The organism is Spongiibacter nanhainus (assembly GCF_016132545.1).
Classification (GTDB): domain Bacteria; phylum Pseudomonadota; class Gammaproteobacteria; order Pseudomonadales; family Spongiibacteraceae; genus Spongiibacter; species Spongiibacter nanhainus.
Window position 1 is genome coordinate 861,313 of record NZ_CP066167.1, and the last position, 17,983, is coordinate 879,295.

General features: G+C 58.3%; 22 protein-coding genes. 14 read left to right on the forward strand and 8 right to left on the reverse strand.

Going from position 1 to position 17,983, the window contains the following annotated elements:
- The 6 genes from I6N98_RS03890 (at position 1) to I6N98_RS18710 (ending at position 4,914) form a co-directional block, all read left to right on the forward strand.
- Positions 1 to 1,380: a DUF1329 domain-containing protein gene (locus tag I6N98_RS03890; protein WP_198570495.1), complete on the forward strand. Its 1,380-nt coding sequence runs from the start codon at positions 1 to 3 to the stop codon at positions 1,378 to 1,380.
- Between the two features lie 49 nt (positions 1,381 to 1,429).
- Positions 1,430 to 2,425, forward strand: coding sequence for an MDR family oxidoreductase (locus I6N98_RS03895; protein ID WP_198570496.1), 996 nt, complete (start codon positions 1,430 to 1,432; stop codon positions 2,423 to 2,425).
- A gap of 36 nt (positions 2,426 to 2,461) precedes the next feature.
- On the forward strand, positions 2,462 to 3,283 hold the full coding sequence (locus tag I6N98_RS03900; RefSeq protein ID WP_198570497.1) for an SDR family NAD(P)-dependent oxidoreductase: 822 nt from the start codon (positions 2,462 to 2,464) through the stop codon (positions 3,281 to 3,283).
- Between the two features lie 31 nt (positions 3,284 to 3,314).
- On the forward strand, positions 3,315 to 4,085 hold the full coding sequence (locus I6N98_RS03905) for a glucose 1-dehydrogenase (RefSeq protein ID WP_198570498.1): 771 nt from the start codon (positions 3,315 to 3,317) through the stop codon (positions 4,083 to 4,085).
- Between the two features lie 49 nt (positions 4,086 to 4,134).
- Positions 4,135 to 4,536 carry a hypothetical protein gene (locus tag I6N98_RS03910; protein ID WP_198570499.1) on the forward strand — a complete coding sequence of 134 codons (402 nt, stop codon included), beginning with the start codon at positions 4,135 to 4,137 and terminating at the stop codon, positions 4,534 to 4,536.
- A gap of 72 nt (positions 4,537 to 4,608) precedes the next feature.
- The gene (locus tag I6N98_RS18710; RefSeq protein ID WP_337924606.1) at positions 4,609 to 4,914 is read left to right on the forward strand and encodes a DUF3094 family protein; all 306 of its coding nucleotides are present in this window, start codon (positions 4,609 to 4,611) and stop codon (positions 4,912 to 4,914) included.
- A gap of 15 nt (positions 4,915 to 4,929) precedes the next feature.
- On the opposite strand, the gene I6N98_RS03920 is transcribed toward I6N98_RS18710, so the two are convergent.
- Together I6N98_RS03920 and I6N98_RS03925 are read right to left on the reverse strand one after the other, a co-directional pair.
- Positions 4,930 to 5,544: a hypothetical protein gene (locus I6N98_RS03920; protein ID WP_198570500.1), complete on the reverse strand. Its 615-nt coding sequence runs from the start codon at positions 5,542 to 5,544 to the stop codon at positions 4,930 to 4,932.
- 145 nt (positions 5,545 to 5,689) lie between these two features.
- Entirely contained in the window at positions 5,690 to 7,471 is a 1,782-nt protein-coding gene (locus I6N98_RS03925) for an alpha/beta hydrolase (protein ID WP_198570501.1), read from the reverse strand.
- Positions 7,472 to 7,600: 129 nt separating this feature from the next.
- Between I6N98_RS03925 and I6N98_RS03930 the strand changes: the two genes are divergently transcribed.
- From I6N98_RS03930 to cobB, 3 genes are all read left to right on the forward strand, one after another.
- On the forward strand, positions 7,601 to 8,095 hold the full coding sequence (locus tag I6N98_RS03930) for a GNAT family N-acetyltransferase (protein ID WP_198570502.1): 495 nt from the start codon (positions 7,601 to 7,603) through the stop codon (positions 8,093 to 8,095).
- A 174-nt stretch (positions 8,096 to 8,269) separates the two neighbouring features.
- Entirely contained in the window at positions 8,270 to 8,719 is a 450-nt protein-coding gene (locus I6N98_RS03935; protein WP_198570503.1) for a TM2 domain-containing protein, read from the forward strand.
- Between the two features lie 59 nt (positions 8,720 to 8,778).
- Entirely contained in the window at positions 8,779 to 9,486 is a 708-nt protein-coding gene (gene cobB, locus I6N98_RS03940) for a Sir2 family NAD+-dependent deacetylase (RefSeq protein WP_198570504.1), read from the forward strand.
- 62 nt (positions 9,487 to 9,548) lie between these two features.
- Here the strand turns inward: cobB and cysZ are convergent, their stop codons facing one another.
- The gene (cysZ, locus tag I6N98_RS03945; protein WP_198570505.1) at positions 9,549 to 10,292 is read right to left on the reverse strand and encodes a sulfate transporter CysZ; all 744 of its coding nucleotides are present in this window, start codon (positions 10,290 to 10,292) and stop codon (positions 9,549 to 9,551) included.
- A 178-nt stretch (positions 10,293 to 10,470) separates the two neighbouring features.
- On the opposite strand from cysZ, the gene I6N98_RS03950 reads away from it, so the two are divergent.
- Together I6N98_RS03950 and I6N98_RS03955 are read left to right on the forward strand one after the other, a co-directional pair.
- A complete protein-coding gene (locus I6N98_RS03950) occupies positions 10,471 to 10,680 on the forward strand; it encodes a hypothetical protein (RefSeq protein ID WP_198570506.1) in 210 nt (69 codons plus the stop codon).
- Positions 10,681 to 11,064: a hypothetical protein gene (locus I6N98_RS03955; RefSeq protein ID WP_198570507.1), complete on the forward strand. Its 384-nt coding sequence runs from the start codon at positions 10,681 to 10,683 to the stop codon at positions 11,062 to 11,064.
- A gap of 26 nt (positions 11,065 to 11,090) precedes the next feature.
- On the opposite strand, the gene I6N98_RS18760 is transcribed toward I6N98_RS03955, so the two are convergent.
- Positions 11,091 to 11,360, reverse strand: coding sequence for a cysteine-rich CWC family protein (locus I6N98_RS18760; protein ID WP_420496982.1), 270 nt, complete (start codon positions 11,358 to 11,360; stop codon positions 11,091 to 11,093).
- Between the two features lie 23 nt (positions 11,361 to 11,383).
- Between I6N98_RS18760 and smrA the strand changes: the two genes are divergently transcribed.
- The gene (smrA, locus tag I6N98_RS03965; protein WP_198570509.1) at positions 11,384 to 11,965 is read left to right on the forward strand and encodes a DNA endonuclease SmrA; all 582 of its coding nucleotides are present in this window, start codon (positions 11,384 to 11,386) and stop codon (positions 11,963 to 11,965) included.
- A 22-nt stretch (positions 11,966 to 11,987) separates the two neighbouring features.
- Here smrA and I6N98_RS03970 read toward each other — a convergent pair whose 3' ends face one another.
- The 4 genes from I6N98_RS03970 to gatC are packed head-to-tail and all read right to left on the reverse strand — an operon-like array spanning position 11,988 to position 15,554.
- Entirely contained in the window at positions 11,988 to 12,278 is a 291-nt protein-coding gene (locus tag I6N98_RS03970; RefSeq protein WP_198570510.1) for a PA4642 family protein, read from the reverse strand.
- A 33-nt stretch (positions 12,279 to 12,311) separates the two neighbouring features.
- Positions 12,312 to 13,760: an Asp-tRNA(Asn)/Glu-tRNA(Gln) amidotransferase subunit GatB gene (gene gatB, locus I6N98_RS03975; protein ID WP_198570511.1), complete on the reverse strand. Its 1,449-nt coding sequence runs from the start codon at positions 13,758 to 13,760 to the stop codon at positions 12,312 to 12,314.
- Positions 13,761 to 13,766: 6 nt separating this feature from the next.
- The gene (gene gatA / locus I6N98_RS03980; protein ID WP_198571537.1) at positions 13,767 to 15,224 is read right to left on the reverse strand and encodes an Asp-tRNA(Asn)/Glu-tRNA(Gln) amidotransferase subunit GatA; all 1,458 of its coding nucleotides are present in this window, start codon (positions 15,222 to 15,224) and stop codon (positions 13,767 to 13,769) included.
- Positions 15,225 to 15,266: 42 nt separating this feature from the next.
- Positions 15,267 to 15,554, reverse strand: coding sequence for an Asp-tRNA(Asn)/Glu-tRNA(Gln) amidotransferase subunit GatC (gene gatC / locus I6N98_RS03985; RefSeq protein ID WP_198570512.1), 288 nt, complete (start codon positions 15,552 to 15,554; stop codon positions 15,267 to 15,269).
- Positions 15,555 to 15,983: 429 nt separating this feature from the next.
- On the opposite strand from gatC, the gene I6N98_RS03990 reads away from it, so the two are divergent.
- Together I6N98_RS03990 and mreC are read left to right on the forward strand one after the other, a co-directional pair.
- Complete coding sequence (locus tag I6N98_RS03990; protein WP_198570513.1) at positions 15,984 to 17,021, forward strand: rod shape-determining protein; 1,038 nt, start codon at positions 15,984 to 15,986, stop codon at positions 17,019 to 17,021.
- A 60-nt stretch (positions 17,022 to 17,081) separates the two neighbouring features.
- Positions 17,082 to 17,981, forward strand: coding sequence for a rod shape-determining protein MreC (gene mreC, locus I6N98_RS03995; protein ID WP_198571538.1), 900 nt, complete (start codon positions 17,082 to 17,084; stop codon positions 17,979 to 17,981).
- Positions 17,982 to 17,983: the final 2 nt, after the last annotated feature.

Sequence of the window (17,983 nt, forward strand, 5' to 3'; positions counted from 1 at the left end):
ATGAGTTTTGTCATCCCCCGTTACGGAAGGCAGTTCGCACGCAGGGAGTTTTTAAAGCTCGGTGCGGGTTTCGCCGGCGCCGGTGTGCTGTCGCCATTGTGGGCTGCGATGGAGGAACACGGCGAGATCAATAAGGCTTACCCGGAAGAGTTGCTGTCCATAGAGGCCTATACCAAGGGCAGGCTTAAAGCCGGTGACTATATCGACGTCAACAACGTCGAGCTAGTGAAAGAGCTATTGGAGCCGGTTAAGTACTACCAGGTTAAAAACATGGGCCGGCGCTTAAAGCTGCGGGAGACGACTCAGGAAGTAATGAGGCTCAGCCCCTACGAGTACATGGAGGCAAGCTTTAAGCACCGCGGACTGGCGCGCTTTGACGAGAAGGGCAACGTGGTTACCGGTGAAGGTAAGCCCTGGATCGGCGGCTTGCCGTTTCCCGATGCCAAGACCGGGGTCGAGTTTTTTGCCGGTTTAACCATGAGTTGGGGTCGCCACGATGCGTCGTTCTACCCGATTCGGGAATACGACCTCAACCTTGAAGGCAAGGTGACCTATGGCTACGAACTGGGCTGGGCAGAATATGCGCCGGTCGGACGAGTCAGCTTTCCCGACGTGTACTGGGAAGGGCACGAAGACATGCTGCGCTACCAAAGCGTGTTCTTTACCCAGCCCAATAGCGTTCGGGGTACATCCTTTCTGAACAACTGGCACTACGACCAGCATAAGTTTCCCGAGTTATTCGGCTACATCCCGGATTTTAAGCGTATCCGTCGTTACCCCACCGACCAGCGCTTTGAGCCCTTGGTGCCCGGATCCAGCCTGTATCTGTCAGACGCCTGGGGCGCTGGCGATCCGCTCCATACCTGGGGCAAATACCGCATCACTTGGCGGGGGCCCTTGCTGGGTGCTGTGAGCGGGGCGTGGGAGAGCACCGATGACAATTGGCAGCACGGTGTGCACGGCGGTCCACAGGGGCAGACCTTCTGGGATACCGAACTGGAACTGGTGCCAGAAGCGATTGCCGTTGATGCCGAACCGGTTGGTTTTCCCCGTGCGCCGGTAGGGCGAAAGCGGGTGTGGTTTGACGCCCGTACTCAGTTGCCACTGGGTATGGTGACTTACGACCGCCGTGGCGAGTTATTTAGATCCTTTGACGGTGCTTATGGGCTTTACGAGAAGCCCGATGGCCAGCGGGTGATGGACGGCAAGCACACCTATTGGTCCTGGGGCCACGCCCAGGCCTTTGATGTGCAGTCGGGCAAAATGACACGTATCGAGCAACTGGCCTCTATCGGCAACGGCCACCGCATGAAAGTGAACGACGAAGATATCTATTCCCGATATTTGACCAATACCGCGTTGCGGCGACTCGGGAACTAGACGCCCAATAACAGAACTAGTAATCCATTATTAGAATCAGGAAGTAGCGATGAGCGATGTATATCAGGCCCTGGTGGCCAAACGCAGTGACACCGGGCTCAGTGTTGGCTTTGAGCAGCTGGGTGCTGATGAGATCGGCGATGGTGATGTCGAAGTAGCCGTGGAGTACTCCACCCTCAATTACAAAGACGGACTGGCCATCTCCGATGCCATCCCCATCGTTCAGGCGCCTTCGTTAATTCTGGGAATCGATATGGCGGGTACTGTTGTGTCCTCTCAGTCTGACCGCTTTCGGGTTGGCGACAGGGTGGTACTAAACGGCTACGGCGCCTCAGAAACCCACAATGGTGGTTACACCCAGCGCCTGCGAACCCGCAGCGAGTATCTGGTACCGCTGCCGTCGCGTTTCACTACCAAGCAGGCGATGATTATCGGTACAGCCGGCTATACCGCCATGTTGTCGATTATGCGCCTTGAATCACTGGGTATTATGCCTGAGTCCGGTGAGGTTCTGGTGACCGGCGCCTCTGGCGGCGTGGGTACGGTGGCAATCATGCTGCTTGCCACCATGGGCTATCGGGTTACCGCCTCAACAGGGCGGCTGCAAGAAACCGACTTTCTCAAGAGCCTGGGCGCGACCGCGGTGATCGATCGCAACGAGCTGTCCGAGCCCGGTGAAATGATGCAGGAACCGCGCTGGGCCGCCGCAGTTGATTCCTGTGGCAGTCACACCCTTGCCAATGTGCTGGCGCGGATGCACTACGACGGTGTAGTGACCGCCTGTGGCCTGGCACAGGGTCTGGATTTGCCCGGCAACATGATGCCCTTTGCGCTGCGCAATGTGGCGCTGTTGGGGGTCGACTCCGTTCATGCGCCGATGCAGCGCCGCCAAGAAGCCTGGGAGCGACTGGCCAAGACCGTCGATATGGAAAAGCTGGAAGCGCTGGCTGTTGAAATTCCCTTTGCACAAATACCCGAAGCGGCGGGACAAATACTGCAGGGGCAAATACGCGGACGGGCCATCGTCGATATTGCCGGCGTCTAGGGCGAATCGCGGCTTATTACAAGAGGTAGAAGAATAATGAAAATGGGACTAGATGCTTTTTCCCTGGCCGGGAAGGTGGCTGTGGTGACCGGCGCCGGTGCCGGTATTGGCGCCGCCGTGGCGCGTTGTTACGCGGACGCCGGTGCCGCTGTAGCGCTTACGGATATTGATGCCCAGCGCTGTGAGGCAGTGGCCGCTGAATTGCGAGAGGGGGGCGCGGTTGTGTTTACCCTCACCATGGATGTCAGCCGTGAGTCGGACTGGGAGCAGTTGTGCTCGGCGCTGGAAGATTGGAAGGGGCGCTGGGATGTGCTGCTCAATAATGCGGGGATCTATATCGGTGGCAGCGTTGGATCCAATACCACAGAACAATTGCAGCGTATTCACGATATCAACGTGGCATCGGTCTTTTTGGGCACCCGTTTTGCCGCCGCCGCCATGAAACCGGGTGGGACTTTTGGTCACGGTGGTTCGATTATCAATCTGTCCTCCATTGCCGGGCTGATCGGTGTGCCCGGTCATAGCATCTATGGTGCCAGTAAAGGCGCGGTGGCGTCTTTTAGCCGCCACGCCGCGGTGGAGTTTGCCCGCTTTGGCTACGGTGTTCGGGTTAACTCATTGCACCCGGGGCTGATCGATACGGCGATGGGCCATATGGTGTTGCAGGATTTTGTCGATGTGGGCCTGGCTCCAGACACTGATACTGCGTTGTCTATGCTGCGCGACCAAATGATTCCCTGCGGCAGGCTGGGCACGGTGGAGGATGTGGCCAATGCGGCGCTGTTTTTGGCAGCAGATGCCAGCAGTTACGTCACCGGCACAGAGCTGACTGTGGATGGCGGTTTTGTCGCGGCGTAAGGTCACGGCCCTACTCGATGGAGAGAGATAGATGGACTGCACAGGTAAAGTCGTTTTGGTCACTGGCGCGGCCAGTGGTATTGGCGCCGCCAGTTGTCGCGCCCTGGCCGCTCGCGGCGCAAAAATCGCGCTGAGCGATATCGATGTCGATACCGGCGAGGCGCTGGTTAATGAGTTGCGCGAGTCCGGCGCAGAGGCCGCCTTTATCCCCCTGGATGTCAGAGACGAGGCACAGTGGCGGACTGCGGTGGACCAGGTGCTTGCCCAGTTTGGCGCGCTGGACGGCCTGGTCAATAACGCCGGGATTGCCGCGATCTGCGGCATTGAGGAGGAAACCCTCGAGGGGTGGCGGCGCACCCAGGATATCAATACCGATGCCGTGTTTCTCGGTTGCCGGGAAGCCGTGCGGGTGATGAAAGGACGGGGCGGTAGCATTGTTAACGTGTCCTCTATCGAAGGGATTGTCGGCGACCCGATGTTGCCGGCCTACAACGCCAGCAAAGGCGCCGTCCGCGCTCTCACCAAGTCTCTGGCGCTGTACTGTGCCGAGAATGGCACCGGCATTCGGGTGAATTCCCTGCACCCCGGTTATGTCGCCACGCCTCTGGTCAGCGGAGCGCTGGACAAACTAGCTGCCGCCGAGGCGGAGGCCTTTGCCAATAGAGTGGTGGCCAGTATTCCGATGGGGCGTATGGCAGAAGCGGACGAAATTGCCGAGGGCGTGGTGTTCTTGATCTCGGAGAGTTCTCGCTACATGACGGGGTCGGAATTGATTATGGATGGCGGCTATACCGCCAGATAAAAATACTGTTTTACCGATGTTTACAACGACAAAGTGGAGAGGTGTAGAAATGATGAAGGTTATTCGTAATTTACTGTGTGCTTTTATGCTGACGGCTGTGGCCAATGTGGCGACGGCTCAAGAGATTCCCATTTTGGGAGCTCTGATCCCTATCGATTCTACCGGTGGTGGCCTACTTGGCCTGGATTTGCTGGGTGGTCTCGGCGCCGGCGGTGCCGGTCTGGATTCGTTGTATAGCATTCCTGTTGTCGGCGGCGTGCTCAGTGGTGCGCTACTTCAGGGGGCTATGCCGGTGCTGCAGACTATCCTCAGCCCCGAGTTTCTGACCGACCCAACCCCAGTGCTGGCGTTACTGAGCCCCGAAGCTATAGATGGCGCCACTATTTTGGTGACAGCCATCCTGGGCGGTGTAACTGCGCCCCTGACCGGTGGGGCCCTGCCCGGTCTGTGATCGGTTTGGGCTAATAAGTTTCTGCTTACAAGCAAATACCACCCCTAGAAAGGTGCCTACCTGGCCCGGCTTATGCCGGGTCTTTTTTTATTCTGGAAAAGCGCTCAGCCACCGGAAATCTGCCCCGAGATTTGCCATAATAGTGGGCGTGGGGCGGTATCGATCCCCGATTTTGTCAGTGGTGGCACCATGGAAAACGAGCACAACAAACTTTATCCCGAGGACCAGGCTCGGGTGGATCAGTACCTGCAGTCCGGCTTCAACGATGTGGAACGCAAACCCTTTCGCCCATTGAAGCTGCTGGGCATTCTGGTGTTGGCGGTATCGTCAATGACGGGTCTCAGCCTGCTGTTAGCCTGGGCAACTGGAATCTATTGAGGCCAGCCTCCGGTGTCAGCGCCGCAGTGCGGTAATCAACTCGCCGATGTTCTCTCGATCGGTGAAGAGAATTCGCTCAAATTGTGACTCCCACAGCGTTCGCACCCGGTCATCGCAATACTGGGTGACCGTCAGTACCCGCTTGCCGCGGGGTGAGCTGAATTGGTACTCGCCTGCGCGACAGGTGGGGGTGCTTTTATCGATATAGCGATAGCGCAGGTCGCCGGGGAAGTTGCCGATGTCGTTGGCGTTGACGGCGTAAGTCTGTGAGCGGGCTATTTGGCCGTCTTTGATGACCTTGGTGATGTTGAAGCTTTCAATCACCGGATAGTAAAAGTTCAGGTCGTAGCTGTGCAGCCGTATACGGTGGTCCTGGGCTTTTTCCACCTCGGCTCGCAATTCCTCGATCAGGGCGGGCAATTGCTCTTCGCTGGCGTCGACGATGCGGTGGTAAATGCTGGCAGTGGATTGCGCCGTATCGATCAGGGATTTCCAGGCACCGGGCTGATCAGCCAGCCAGCGGGCCTTGTCTTCTTCCAGCACTTCGTAGGTTTCGCGCTCGGTCGTATAGATAGGCGCTGACGAGCACGCTGAAAGCAGCACAACGAGAATTAACGCCAAACCCTTCATATTCCAATCGCCCCGCGGCGGGCCCCGCCGCCACTGTGTGTGTTGCTACGCTGTGGTGTTACGCCATGGGTATCGGCGCGGGCGGGGAGAAGTGGACTCCGTATTTGTGCGGATGGTAATGGCGGATCGGCTGTAGTGACTGAGATTAGTCGATAAGCGGAAAATCCACCGTGCCCACCAATTCGGCGGGGATAGGGGCTTGCAGCAGGCTGCCAAGGTAGGTGTTGTAAGGGTGAAAGCCGTAAACCATTAGCCCAAGGGTGTCGCCCTCGCTCACCTCGGCAGCCAGCCCCACTAATTCCAGCAGTTTTACCCCGGTGCCTTTAACTGGCAATACTTGCTCGTTGAGCAGCTCGGCATCGCCACCTCCGGCGGGAATTATACCGATGCCAAAATAGAGAGTGTTGTCGTCGCCGTTACCACCGGCAATTGCCAAGTTGGCCAGGGGGATGCCGGTCAAGGCACCGGGGGCTTCCGCGGTAAAGACTGGGATGAATTGTCCTGGGGCGACTAGCTTTTGGACTAACTCTGAGGGCAGTAAATTGATGATGTCGTCGGCATAATCCGCCAGGGTGGCAGGGTCGGAAAGACCGCTCAACACTCCCTCAAGGACGCTTTGCCCTTCGGCGGGGAGCCCCTGAAGCACGGTGAGCAGAGTCTGTAGCGGCAATCCGGTCAAAAGGTCGACTAGTGTGCTGGGTGCCCCTGGAGTCACTGTGGTCAACGGTACATTGGCGATTTGTCCGCCACGGGGGACCTCGCTCAGAGTGCGACCACTATCTGTACCCGGGATACTGAAGCAAATATCTGGCAGCGCTGGCGTCGGCTGCCCCAGCAGTTTGCTGCGCAGGAAGGCCATGGCCATATCTCGGGTGTTGAACTGGGTTGCGCCACAGTTGAGCACCGGCTCGGTGCCAAACAGAATCAACTCACCAGCGGTTTGCAGTGCGGGCAAGATGTGGCCGTCACGTTGAATAAACAAGTGCGCTTCATTGCCTGCATCCCGCCAGCATTCGTAGTTGGCGACCGCCTCATTCATGTTAAAGAGGGCGTCGTTGCTACCCTGAATAAACAACGCATCGGCTCCAGATGGTGACCGCCCCTGTTCGCGTTCACAGAAAGACCGAGGGCCGTTTCCTGCCAAGCGGGCGACCGTTTCCGGGTCGATATCGCCGGTGGTGGTGGCGGCAAAAATCGCTTCGAGCAGGTAGGGTTCCAGGTTGCCCTGTGATGCCACAGTGAGAAAGTCCAGCCACAGGCTGTTGGGGACGCTGTTGGCATACAGGCTGTAAGGCAGGTGATTCCAGGTTGCCAATGGCACCAGGGCATCAAAGCGGTCATCGACACCAGAGCAAACAGTTTGAAATCCGCCGCCGTAGGACAGACCTATCGCGCCCACTTGGGGGTCGCCGTTGCGATGGCTCAGGTTGACCAGGTTGCTTTCGGCCCAGTCGAGAATGGCAGACACATTGCGGCAATCGATATCCGGGTCCATTACCGTGATGCTGCCGGTGCTGTCGCCAAAGCCGCGCTGATCGAAGCTGATAACGTAAAAGCCCTCTTCCAGCCAGGCGCGCTTGGCCACATCGCCGGACACGTCGCCCGAGATAAAGGCGCTGATGGGGTCGGGATTCTCCAAGTCGGTGATACGGCTAAGGCCAAAACCGTGGCCGTGCACAATCAGCGGGGTCGCTCGGCCGGTGGGGTTGTCGGGTACGAATACGGTAAAGGCAATATCTTCGCCGTCTTCGGCGGTGATGATCTGATCGTAAAACGTCTTTTGTTCTATCGATCCGCCGCCGCTGATTTGGCCGCCACTATTGCTGCTGCCGCCCGAGGATGACGAGCTGGAACCGCCACAGGCGCTTAACAGGAGCAGGGATGACAATATGACCAGACAAAGCTGTCGACCTGGGTGGGTTTTCATTCGAGGCTCACTTATTGCACTGATTATTCGATGTATTCGTCAATTATGATAGCGCGGCTGCTGCCAAACAAGGCTGTGCTTGACGTAGTATGACTGTCATTTCAGTCAACCCGCAGGGAGAGGCAGTTAGTGGAGAGCTCGGATTTGCAGTTTGTTTTGGCGGATTATCGGTCGTCGCGAGATTGCCAGGCGATTCTGCAGCTGATGGATATTTACGCCCGGGACCCCATGGGAGGTGGAAAGCCCCTGGCGACCGAAGTGGCCGACCGGCTCTGCGAAGGGCTAGCGACTTTCCCCGGAGCTTGCACGGTGCTGGCGTGGTGGGAGTTGCGTCCCATTGGGTTAATCAATGCCTTTCCGGGCTACTCCACCTTTGCAGCACGCCCTTTGCTCAATATTCACGATGTGGTGGTGGAACCGGCTTGGCGGGGGCGGCGGATTTTTGACTGCATGTTATCGGTGCTGGAACAGGTTGCCCGAGAGCGTGGTTGCTGCAAGCTGACCCTTGAGGTTTTGTCCGGCAATGAGGTGGCGCGACGGGTGTATCAACGCAATGGTTTCGACGACTATCAGCTCGACGCGAGCCAAGGCACAGCGCAGTTTATGCAAAAACCGATTGCTTAGACGATCGGGGATGGGGCCGACCTGCACCGTGCGCTGGCGGTGGTTGTCATCGTTTTTGACTGGTTTCCCTGTTTCGTCCGCGATATGCTCGTTGCGGTCTGTATGTTACTTATCCGCTCTTTTTTGACCCATTCAGAGATTTCCAGATACCCGCAAGGAAAGAGGATGTAGTGTATGAAAGGATCTATTTTGGATTATCAGCCCGACAGTCGAAGCGGAGTGATTTCCGGTGAGGACGGGCAGCGTTATCAGTTCGATGCGTCTCAGTGGCAAGGCAGCGATGAGATAAGCGCCGGGCGCAGTATCGATTTTGTCGCCAATGGCGATAAGGCTGAAAGCATCTACCCCGACAAAGCGGCGGTTAGTAATACCGCTTCAACCAAAAAGATTGCTGCGGCGCTGCTGGCTTTCTTTCTTGGGGCCTTCGGTGCCCACAAGTTCTACTTGGGTTACACCAAACAAGGTATCATCATGTTGGTGGTGTTCTTGCTCGGTTTCATCATGCTGGGCTTGCCTTCCATCGTAATAGGCATCATCGCTTTCGTGGAGTTCGTAATCTACCTGACCAAGTCAGATGACGAATTCGATCGTATCTACGTGCAAGGTGTGCGGCCCTGGTTTTGATCGACACGCGGGGTGGCGCGGCCTGGCGCTGTCCCGCCAGGTTTGCGGTTTAGGTGTCTATGTCTTATCAGCGAATTGTCGTACTCACGGGCGCGGGAATCTCCGCCGAGTCGGGCATTAAAACGTTTCGGGCCAGCGACGGCTTGTGGGAAGAGCACCGCATCGAGGATGTGGCCACCCCGGAGGGCTTTGCCGCGAATCCGGCCATGGTTCACCAGTTCTACAACGGGCGCCGCCGGCAACTGCTTGGCGGCGACGTGGCGCCCAACCCGGCCCACCTGGCGCTGGCGGAGCTGGAGCGCCGTTTCAATGGCGACTTTATGCTGGTCACCCAGAATATCGACAATCTTCACGAGCGGGCCGGTTCGGTCAATGTGGTGCATATGCACGGCGAGTTGCTGAAGATGCGATGTGCTCATACCGATCAAGTGTTTCCAATCGAGGGCGACATAGCGCTGGATGATCGCTGCGCCTGCTGTGGGTTGCGGCAGTGCCTGCGGCCCCATGTTGTGTGGTTTGGTGAGATGCCTCTGCAGATGGATGATATCTACGGGGCGCTGGATGCCTGCGATCTGTTTGTGTCGATTGGCACCTCGGGCAATGTATACCCAGCGGCGGGTTTTGTTCAGGTGGCCCGGGCCGCCGGTGCACACACGCTGGAAATCAACCTCGAACCCTCCGCCACTGAGTCACTGTTTGCCGAGAAGCGCTACGGCTTGGCCAGTGAAGAGCTGCCCCGTTTTGTCTCCGAGCTGCTGTCCGACTAGCGGGCTGTTGAATTCCGCTTTCAACGCTGCAGTGGCAACGTAGATAGGAAATCAGCAGCCTGCTAGGCGTTTTTGGCCGGCGCGTCTTTAAGTCGCTCCACCCACATCAAGGTGCCGCCGCATACCGCAGCCGGCATGATAATCAGGTTCAATAGCGGGATCATGGTGCCCACCATGACCAGCGCGCCAAAGCTAAAACTGGTGGCCCGCTGGCTGCCGGTGCGTCTCCGGGACTCGGAGAAGGCCATGCCCCGGTTGTCCATGGGGTAGTCCAGGTATTCAATCGCCATCATCCAGGCGTTCATGGCAAACCACAGCAGCGGTGATAGCGGCGAGATCACAAAGCTGGCAATCAGGGTGACTATGGCAAAGCCCAGGTAGTAGAGCAGCTTGTGGCATTCCCTGCCGATACTGCGGGGAAAACTGGCGATGGCCTGGAGAATTGTCTCCCTGCCTGCGACTTCCTCGCCGGTCAACATTTCCTCGACCTTTTCAGAGAGCAGGCCGTTAAAGGGCGCGGCAATAAGGTTGGCCACGGTGCTGAATACATACATCACAATTACCAGCACTAGTATTACCGCCAGTGGCCACAGCAACCACTCTAAAAAGCTCAGCCACTGGGGCAGCCAAGCCATCACCTGGCCGATCCACTGCCCGAGCTTGTCCAGGGTCAAGTAGCTCAAGGTGCCAAAGATCAACACATTGACCAGAATCGGCAGTATCACAAACAGGCGGATGCCCGGTTCTCGCAGTAATGAAAAGCCGCGCTTCAGGTACTGGGGGCCACTCAGTGGGGGCTGGGTCATAGGGTTCTCCATACGGACTTTCCGACATCATATGACCCGCTTAGAGCGTTTCCAAGTATTGGGGTTCGGGGTATGCTGAAGTCCGTTGTGAACGAGCACCGTTAACGTATATGCGGAGGTATCTGTGATGGGAATGCGCGTTTGTGTTTTGGCGGTTTTGCTTGGTGTGGGAGTGACCGTGTGGGCAGCCCCCCCTGTCACCCTGGCGGGAGCATCAGCATTGAGTGTTGGCCAGCAGGTCAAGGTCGACATTCCCCGGGGACACTACAAAGTGGGCGACAGAATTGACCTAATCGATAAAGACGCTGGGGCAGTGGTCCAATGCCGGGTTGTGAAGGTAGTCGGTGGTGGTCAGTTGGTGCTCAAAGTCATACCCGAGGAAAGCTGAATGAGAAAAATTGAGGGTGGTGCAGGGCTGGCGTTAATTTGTCTGTCGATCTGTTTATTTGGCTCGTCAGCGGTGCTTGCTGATGAGATGACCAGGGCAATCGAGCAAATGTGCGCCAAAACCAAGGCTTGCATGCAAGAGCGTTTTGGTGGTTCTGAGCAGGTCTCTCCCGAAATGAAAGCCATGATCATGCAGCAGATGGGCATGGCCTGTGATTATATGGCTGCCCAGTATGCCTCGGCCCCCAAAGGTCACCCTATTTACCAGCCGGCACTACAGTGCCTGAAGTCGATGGCGGCAATGAGCTGCGATGAGCTGGACGCTATCGATGATAACCCCACCCCAGAGTGCGAACGATACGAAGAGGTGTCCGAGCGGTACTAAAATGGCCTCCCGGCCGGGAGGTGCGTTCACGGCGCCGTCGTAGCACCGCAGCCCGGGCAGAGACAGCGGCTGCCGTCGCCGGCTTTTTCCCGGGCCGCGCTGGATATGCTCTGCGTCATACACCAGCAGTCGCTTGGGTTGCGGCCCATCGCGACGTAGCAGTTATTGTCTCCGCCACATAGCGGGCAGCGAGAGGCTGTCGAGGAGGCGCTCTGGGCGTCCTTGTCGGGCGTAAAGGTCTGGGCTTTGGCTGGCTTTACAGGTCTCATCGTTCGATAATACCGCGAAGTTTCCATTTCTGCCGAAGGAGGGCGCGACAATGAGCGATGATGAACGCCTATTCGACGAGGAAATGGCTGGGGTAAAACCGCTGCAGACCGAGCAGCGGGTCAATATTAAGCGCAATGTTAACGACCCTGCCAGTGTCGAGGCGCGCCGCCAGGCGGCGACTGCCCGAGAAGGGAAGCGCAATTTTCTCACCACCAGCGAAATTCCGCTGTTGGACCCCTACTACCTGTTGGAGTACCGGCGGGAAGGAGTGCAGCACGGGGTGTTTCGCAAACTCAAGCAGGGTAAGTATGCGATAGAAGCGCGACTGGACCTGCACAAAATGACCGTTGAGCAGGCCAGTAAGCAGGTGTTTGAGTTTATTCGCGAGGCGATGGCTGTGGACCTGCGCACAGTGATGATTGTTCACGGTCGCGGCCACCGCAATGCCTCTGGGGGCGCAGTTTTAAAGTCCTACATCAACCACTGGTTGCCAGAGATGAGTGAGGTGCAGGCCTTTAGCAGCGCCCAGCCCCAGCACGGCGGGGCCGGGGCGGTGTATGTGATGCTGCGCAAAAGTGAGCGCAAAAAGCAGGAAAATCGCGACCGCTTGGCCCGGGGGCGGGGAAACTAGCCGGCTGGTAACGGCGCGGCCCTTATTGGGCGCCGCGCTGCTGCAAGACCTCGGCAAACTTGCCGGATTTGCGGTGCTCTTTGACGTAACTCAAGACGGTGCGGCCTTCACCGTCGGCGGCATTGATGTCGCCCTGGGCGTCCAGGAACATGTCCAGGAACAGGGCGAAATCGTCGGCCCGCATGCTTTGATAGGCTTTGAGTAATTTGTGGAAGTCGGCGTTCTCTCCGGCTTTGGGCTGCACGTCCAAAAAGGCCCTCACCCGGTCTTCTGTCCACACCTCGTCCAGTACTTTCTCTTTGTCTTTCTTCATCGTGTCTCTCGTATCGTGTCTTTCGCGCAGGGCTTAGCCCTGAAGTTTTTTGTTCAGTAATTGATTGACCATGCCGGGGTTGGCCTGGCCCTTGGAGGCCTTCATCACCTGGCCGACAAAATAGCCGATCAGTTTCTTTTGCTTGCCTTCATCAGCGGCCCGGTACTGCTCGACCTGGTCGGGGCTATTGGCAATCACCTCGTCGATCATCGCCTCCAGGGCGCCGCTGTCAGACACCTGCTTCAGGCCTTTCTTGTCGATAATGTCATCGGCGCTGTCACCCTCGCGATTCCACAGGGCCTCAAACACCTGTTTGGCGATCTTGCCGGAAATCGTGTTGTCGCGGATGCGCTGAATCAAGCCGCCCAGTTGCTGGGCGGAAACCGGGCTGTGGGAAATGCCCAGGCCATCTTTGTTGAGTGCCGCCGACAGTTCGCCGTTGATCCAGTTGGCGGCCAGCTTGGCGTCGCCGGCGGTGTCGGCGACGGTTTCAAAATAATCTGCCACCTGGCGCTCGCTGGTAAGCAGCCCGGCATCGTAGGCAGACAGCTCGTATTGGCTTTCAAAGCGATGGCGTTTGGCATCGGGCAATTCGGGCAGGTTGTCCCGCAGCTGGTCGATCAGTGCCTGATCAATGCTCACCGGCAACAGGTCTGGGCAGGGGAAGTAACGGTAGTCGTTGGCTTCCTCTTTGCTGCGCATGGAGCGGGTTTCATTCTTGTCGCTGTCGTAGAGGCGGGTTTCCTGTACTACCATGCCGCCGTCTTCCAGCAGGTCGATCTGGCGTTGGGCCTCGACCTTGATAGCGCGCTCCACAAAGCGGAAGGAGTTGATGTTTTTGATCTCTGCGCGGGTGCCGTACTCCTCTTCGCCCTTGAGGCGCACCGACACGTTGGCGTCGCAGCGCATGGAACCTTGGGACATATCGCCGTCGGAAATCCCCAGGTAGGTCACAATGGCGTGGATTTTCCGCAGGTAGGCCACCGCTTCCTCGGCGCTGCGCATATCCGGCTCGGAGACAATCTCTATCAGAGGAGTGCCGGCGCGGTTGAGGTCGATGCCGGACATCCCCGAAAAATCCTCGTGCAGGGATTTTCCGGCGTCTTCTTCCAGGTGGGCGTGGTGAAGACGAATGGAGCGGCTGCTGCCGTCTTCCAACTGAATTTCCACCACGCCGGGGCCGACGATGGGGGCCGCCATCTGGCTGGTTTGGTAACCCTTGGGCAGGTCGGGGTAAAAGTAGTTTTTGCGTTCGAAAATCGACGCCCGCTCAATCTCAGCGTCCACCGCCAAGCCAAATTGAATGGCGTCTTTGACCGCTTCTTCGTTAAGCACCGGCAGGGTGCCGGGCAGGGCCAAGTCGACGGCACAGGCCTGGGAGTTAGGAGCGGCGCCAAAGGCGGTGCTGGCACCGGAAAAGATTTTCGACTTGGTGGTGAGCTGAACGTGGACTTCCAGCCCGATTACGGTTTCCCATTGCATGGTGTTCTAGTCCTCGTCTGCCACCGCGTGGCGGGTATGCCAGTCGCTGACCTGTTGATAGCGGTGGGCGGCGCCCAGCAGGCCGGCCTCGTCAAAGTCTTGACCGATCAGCTGTAGGCCAATGGGTTTGCCGCCGGTAAAGCCAGCGGGCATGGACAGGGCGGGCAAGCCCGCCAGGTTGACGGCGATGGTGTAGATATCTTCCAGGTACATAGTCACCGGGTCGCTGACTTTTTCCCCCAGGCCAAAGGCCGGGTTGGGGGTGGTGGGGCCGGCAATAAAATCCACCTGTTTAAATGCGTCGACAAAATCCTGCTTGATCAGCCGTCGAATCTGCTGGGCTTTGCGATAGTAAGCGTCGTAGAAGCCGGCGGACAGCGCATAGGTGCCCACCAAAATGCGACGCTTGACCTCTTCGCCGAAGCCCTCTTCCCGAGTTCGGGTGTAAAGATCGTCCAGGTCTTTGGGATTGTCGCAGCGGTAGCCATAGCGCACCCCGTCAAAGCGGGACAGATTGCTGGATGCTTCCGCCGGGGCGATCACGTAGTAGCAGGGCACCGCCAGCTCGGTGTGGGGCAGGCTGATCTCCACCAGCTCGGCGCCCAGCTTGCGGTATTCCTCCAGTGCGGCGTGGACGGCGTCGCCGATAGCGCTGTCCAGTCCCTCGCCAAAATACTCTTTGGGTAGGCCTATTTTTATGCCGTTTAGGTCGCGGTCCAGTTGGCTGCGATAGTCGGGCACCGCCAGGTCCATGCTGGTGCTGTCGGCGGGGTCAAAGCCCGCCATGGCTTGCAGTAAAATGGCGCAATCCTCGGCGGTGCGGGCCATGGGGCCGCCCTGGTCGAGGCTGGAGGCAAAGGCGATCATGCCGTAGCGGGATACTCGGCCGTAGGTGGGCTTGAGGCCGGTCAAACCGCACAGAGCGGCGGGTTGGCGAATCGAGCCGCCAGTGTCGGTGCCGGTCGCCGCGGGGGCCAGGCCGGCGGCCACGGCTGCAGCGGAACCGCCGGAGGAGCCGCCAGGGACGCAGTCGGGGTTCCAGGGGTTGCGTACCGGGCCGTAGTAACTGGTCTCGTTGGAGGAGCCCATGGCAAATTCGTCTAGGTTGGTTTTGCCCAGCGTTACTGCGCCCGCTGCAGCCATTTTGTTGACTACTGTGGCGTTGTAGGGGGCGATAAAGTTGTCCAGCATCTTGGACGCGCAACTGGTTCGGATGCCGTCGGAACAGAAGATATCTTTGTGGGCCAGGGGTAGGCCGCACAGGGCGCCAGCTTCACCTTTGGCGCGGGCGGCATCGGCGGCCTGGGCCTGGGCTATAGCCTGCTCGGGGGTGACGGTAATAAAACTGTTGATTTGAGCATCGCGGCGGTCGATGGCATCAAGATAGCGGCGGGTGATGTCCTCACTGGAGAACTCGCCGCTGTCCAGGCCGCGCAAAATCTCGGCGACGGTAAAGTTGGGCATAGTTGTTTCGCTCACTGGCTGGCCAGGGGCCAGCCGAATAGGTTAATCGATGACCTTGGGAACCAGGTAAAGGCCGTCTTCGGTTTGGGGGGCGATGGCTTGGAAGCGCTCGCGCTGGTCGGTTTCAGTAACCGCGTCGGGACGCAGGCGCTGCATCGCATCGTGGGGGTTGGCCATCGGCGGGATGTCCGAGGTGTCCACGGCCTGCATGGTGTCCACCATATTGAGGATGTCGCCAATGCGCTGGCGCAGCTCCTCGACGCTGCTGTCGTCAATATGGATACGGGCCAGACGCGCCAGTTTGGCAATATCGTTTTGTTCTAGGCTCATTGCGCTGCTCTAGTTTGTGCGTGAACGTGAAGCTTTGAGGCGCCTTGTGGTAACGCGCCGCCAGCTATTTCAGTCCGACAATCTGGTCGCTTGGTCTGCGGAATTGTCGCGATTTGTGGGATTCGCTGCGCCTGTCGACAGGCGTTGTAACACAAGCCTCACACCTTTCTTGAAGGATGTGGCACAAGGTCGCGAATACGCTACAGGAAAGCCGCTAAACTTATCATATTTGCGCCTTGCCCTGAATCCCCGCCGTTGATAGAGTGGCAAAGTTTTTAAATTGAGGGTCCCACTGCGTCGATGGGCGGCGAGTGTTTCGACCCAATCAGCCCGGCCCTAGCCCGCCCCGGGGCTTTCGGGGCAATTGCCCTCGGAGTCGCTCCTTGGGGTATGAAGGTATATAGGGGCTGTACAAGGTGATACTCGCACATGTTGAAGCGTATTCGTGGCATGTTCTCAAACGATCTTTCTATCGATTTGGGAACGGCAAACACCCTTATTTACGTTCGCGGTCAAGGCATTGTGTTGGACGAGCCATCGGTGGTGGCCATCCGCGTGCACAATGGTCAAAAAACCATCGAAGCCGTCGGCATTGAAGCAAAACGGATGTTGGGACGGACCCCCGGCAACATCACTGCCATTCGCCCCCTGAAAGACGGTGTCATTGCCGACTTTCAAGTCACCGAAAAAATGCTTCAGCACTTTATCAAGCTGGTTCATCAGAACAGCTTTATTCGCCCCAGTCCCCGAGTTTTGGTTTCTGTACCTTGTAAGAGTACACAGGTGGAGCGCCGGGCGATCAGAGAGTCCGTGCTCAGCGCTGGCGCCCGAGAGGTGCGGCTGATTGAGGAGCCTATGGCTGCCGCCATTGGGGCTGGACTGCGGGTCGAGGAAGCCGCCGGCTCAATGGTGGTGGATATCGGTGGTGGCACCACAGAGATTGCCATTATCTCCCTCAATGGCGTGGTGTACTCCGACTCTGTACGGGTTGGCGGTGACCGCTTTGACGAGGCCATTGTCACCCACGTGCGCCGCACCTATGGCAGCCTGATCGGCGACGCCACCGCGGAGCGCATCAAGCAGGAAATCGGCTGCGCCTATCCCGGCAGCGAGCTGCGTGAGATCGACGTTCGCGGCCGCAACCTGGCGGAGGGTATCCCCCGTCGCTTTACCCTGAACAGCGATGAAATCCTGGAGGCCCTTCAGGAGCCTCTGCAGGTGATTATTCAGGGCGTAAAACGGGCGCTGGAGCAGTCGCCCCCGGAATTGGCGGCAGATATTGCCGAAACCGGTATAGTTTTAACCGGTGGTGGTGCCTTGCTGCGGGGCATCGAGCAGCTGTTGGCCGACGAGAGTGCACTGCCGGTGATTATCGCCGAAGATCCGCTGTCCTGTGTGGCGCGCGGTGGTGGCAAGGCCCTGGAAATGATTGATCGCCACCATTTGGATATCCTGTCAGCAGAGTAATAAAACGCACCCGGCACAACCCTGAGACAGGCACGGCCTGGGTGGCGGGAGGACGCAGCAATTAAACCGGTATTCTCCAAACAGCCCTCGGTCGGCGGCAGATTGCTGGTGTTGGGCGGCCTGTCGCTGGTGTTGGTGCTGGTGGGGAGTCGGCTGGACTTTATGGCGCCGCTGCGCAGCCAACTTTCTGTGGTCTCCGCTCCTTTTTACTGGCTTCTCGATGTTCCCCACCGTATTGGCGACCAATTCAGCGGCATGTTGACCAGCCGCCGGGAGCTGGTTGCCGAAAACGAGCGCCTGCGGGCCGAGGCGCTGATCCTTAACGCCAAACTTCAGAAATATATCGAGCTTCGCGCCGAAAACGTGCGGCTGCGCGGGCTGATGAATTCTGCAGAGCGCCTCAGTGACACGGTGGTGGTGGCCGAGGTGGTGGGGGTGGCTTCCGACCCAAGCCGGCACAAATTGACCGTCGACAAGGGCACCGACCAGGGCGCCTATGTGGGTCAACCGGTAATCGATGCCAATGGCCTGTTGGGGCAGTTGGTAGAGGTTGGCAAGATACACAGCCGGGTGCTGCTGATCACCGACAGTGCCCATGCGCTGCCGGTCCGGGTCAGCCGCAACGGGCTCAGAGCGGTGGCCGAGGGCACCGGTTTGATTGACGAGCTGTCGCTGGCCCATGTTGCCGCTACTACGGATATTCGGGTGGGTGACCTGCTGGTCAGCTCCGGGCTGGGTGGTCGCTTTCCTTCGGGCTATCCGGTGGGTGAGGTCACCGAGGTCACCATCGACCCGGGCAAGCCCTTTGCTGAAGTCCGGGCCCGGCCAATGGCCAAGCTGGATCGCAGTCGCAACGTGTTGTTGGTATTTGGCAATGTTGCCTCTCAAGAAGCGCCCAGTCCCATCGCCGGCGGCGATGATGCCCAATCAAGCGACGAGTCGTCTGGGGCGGCGCCGTGAAT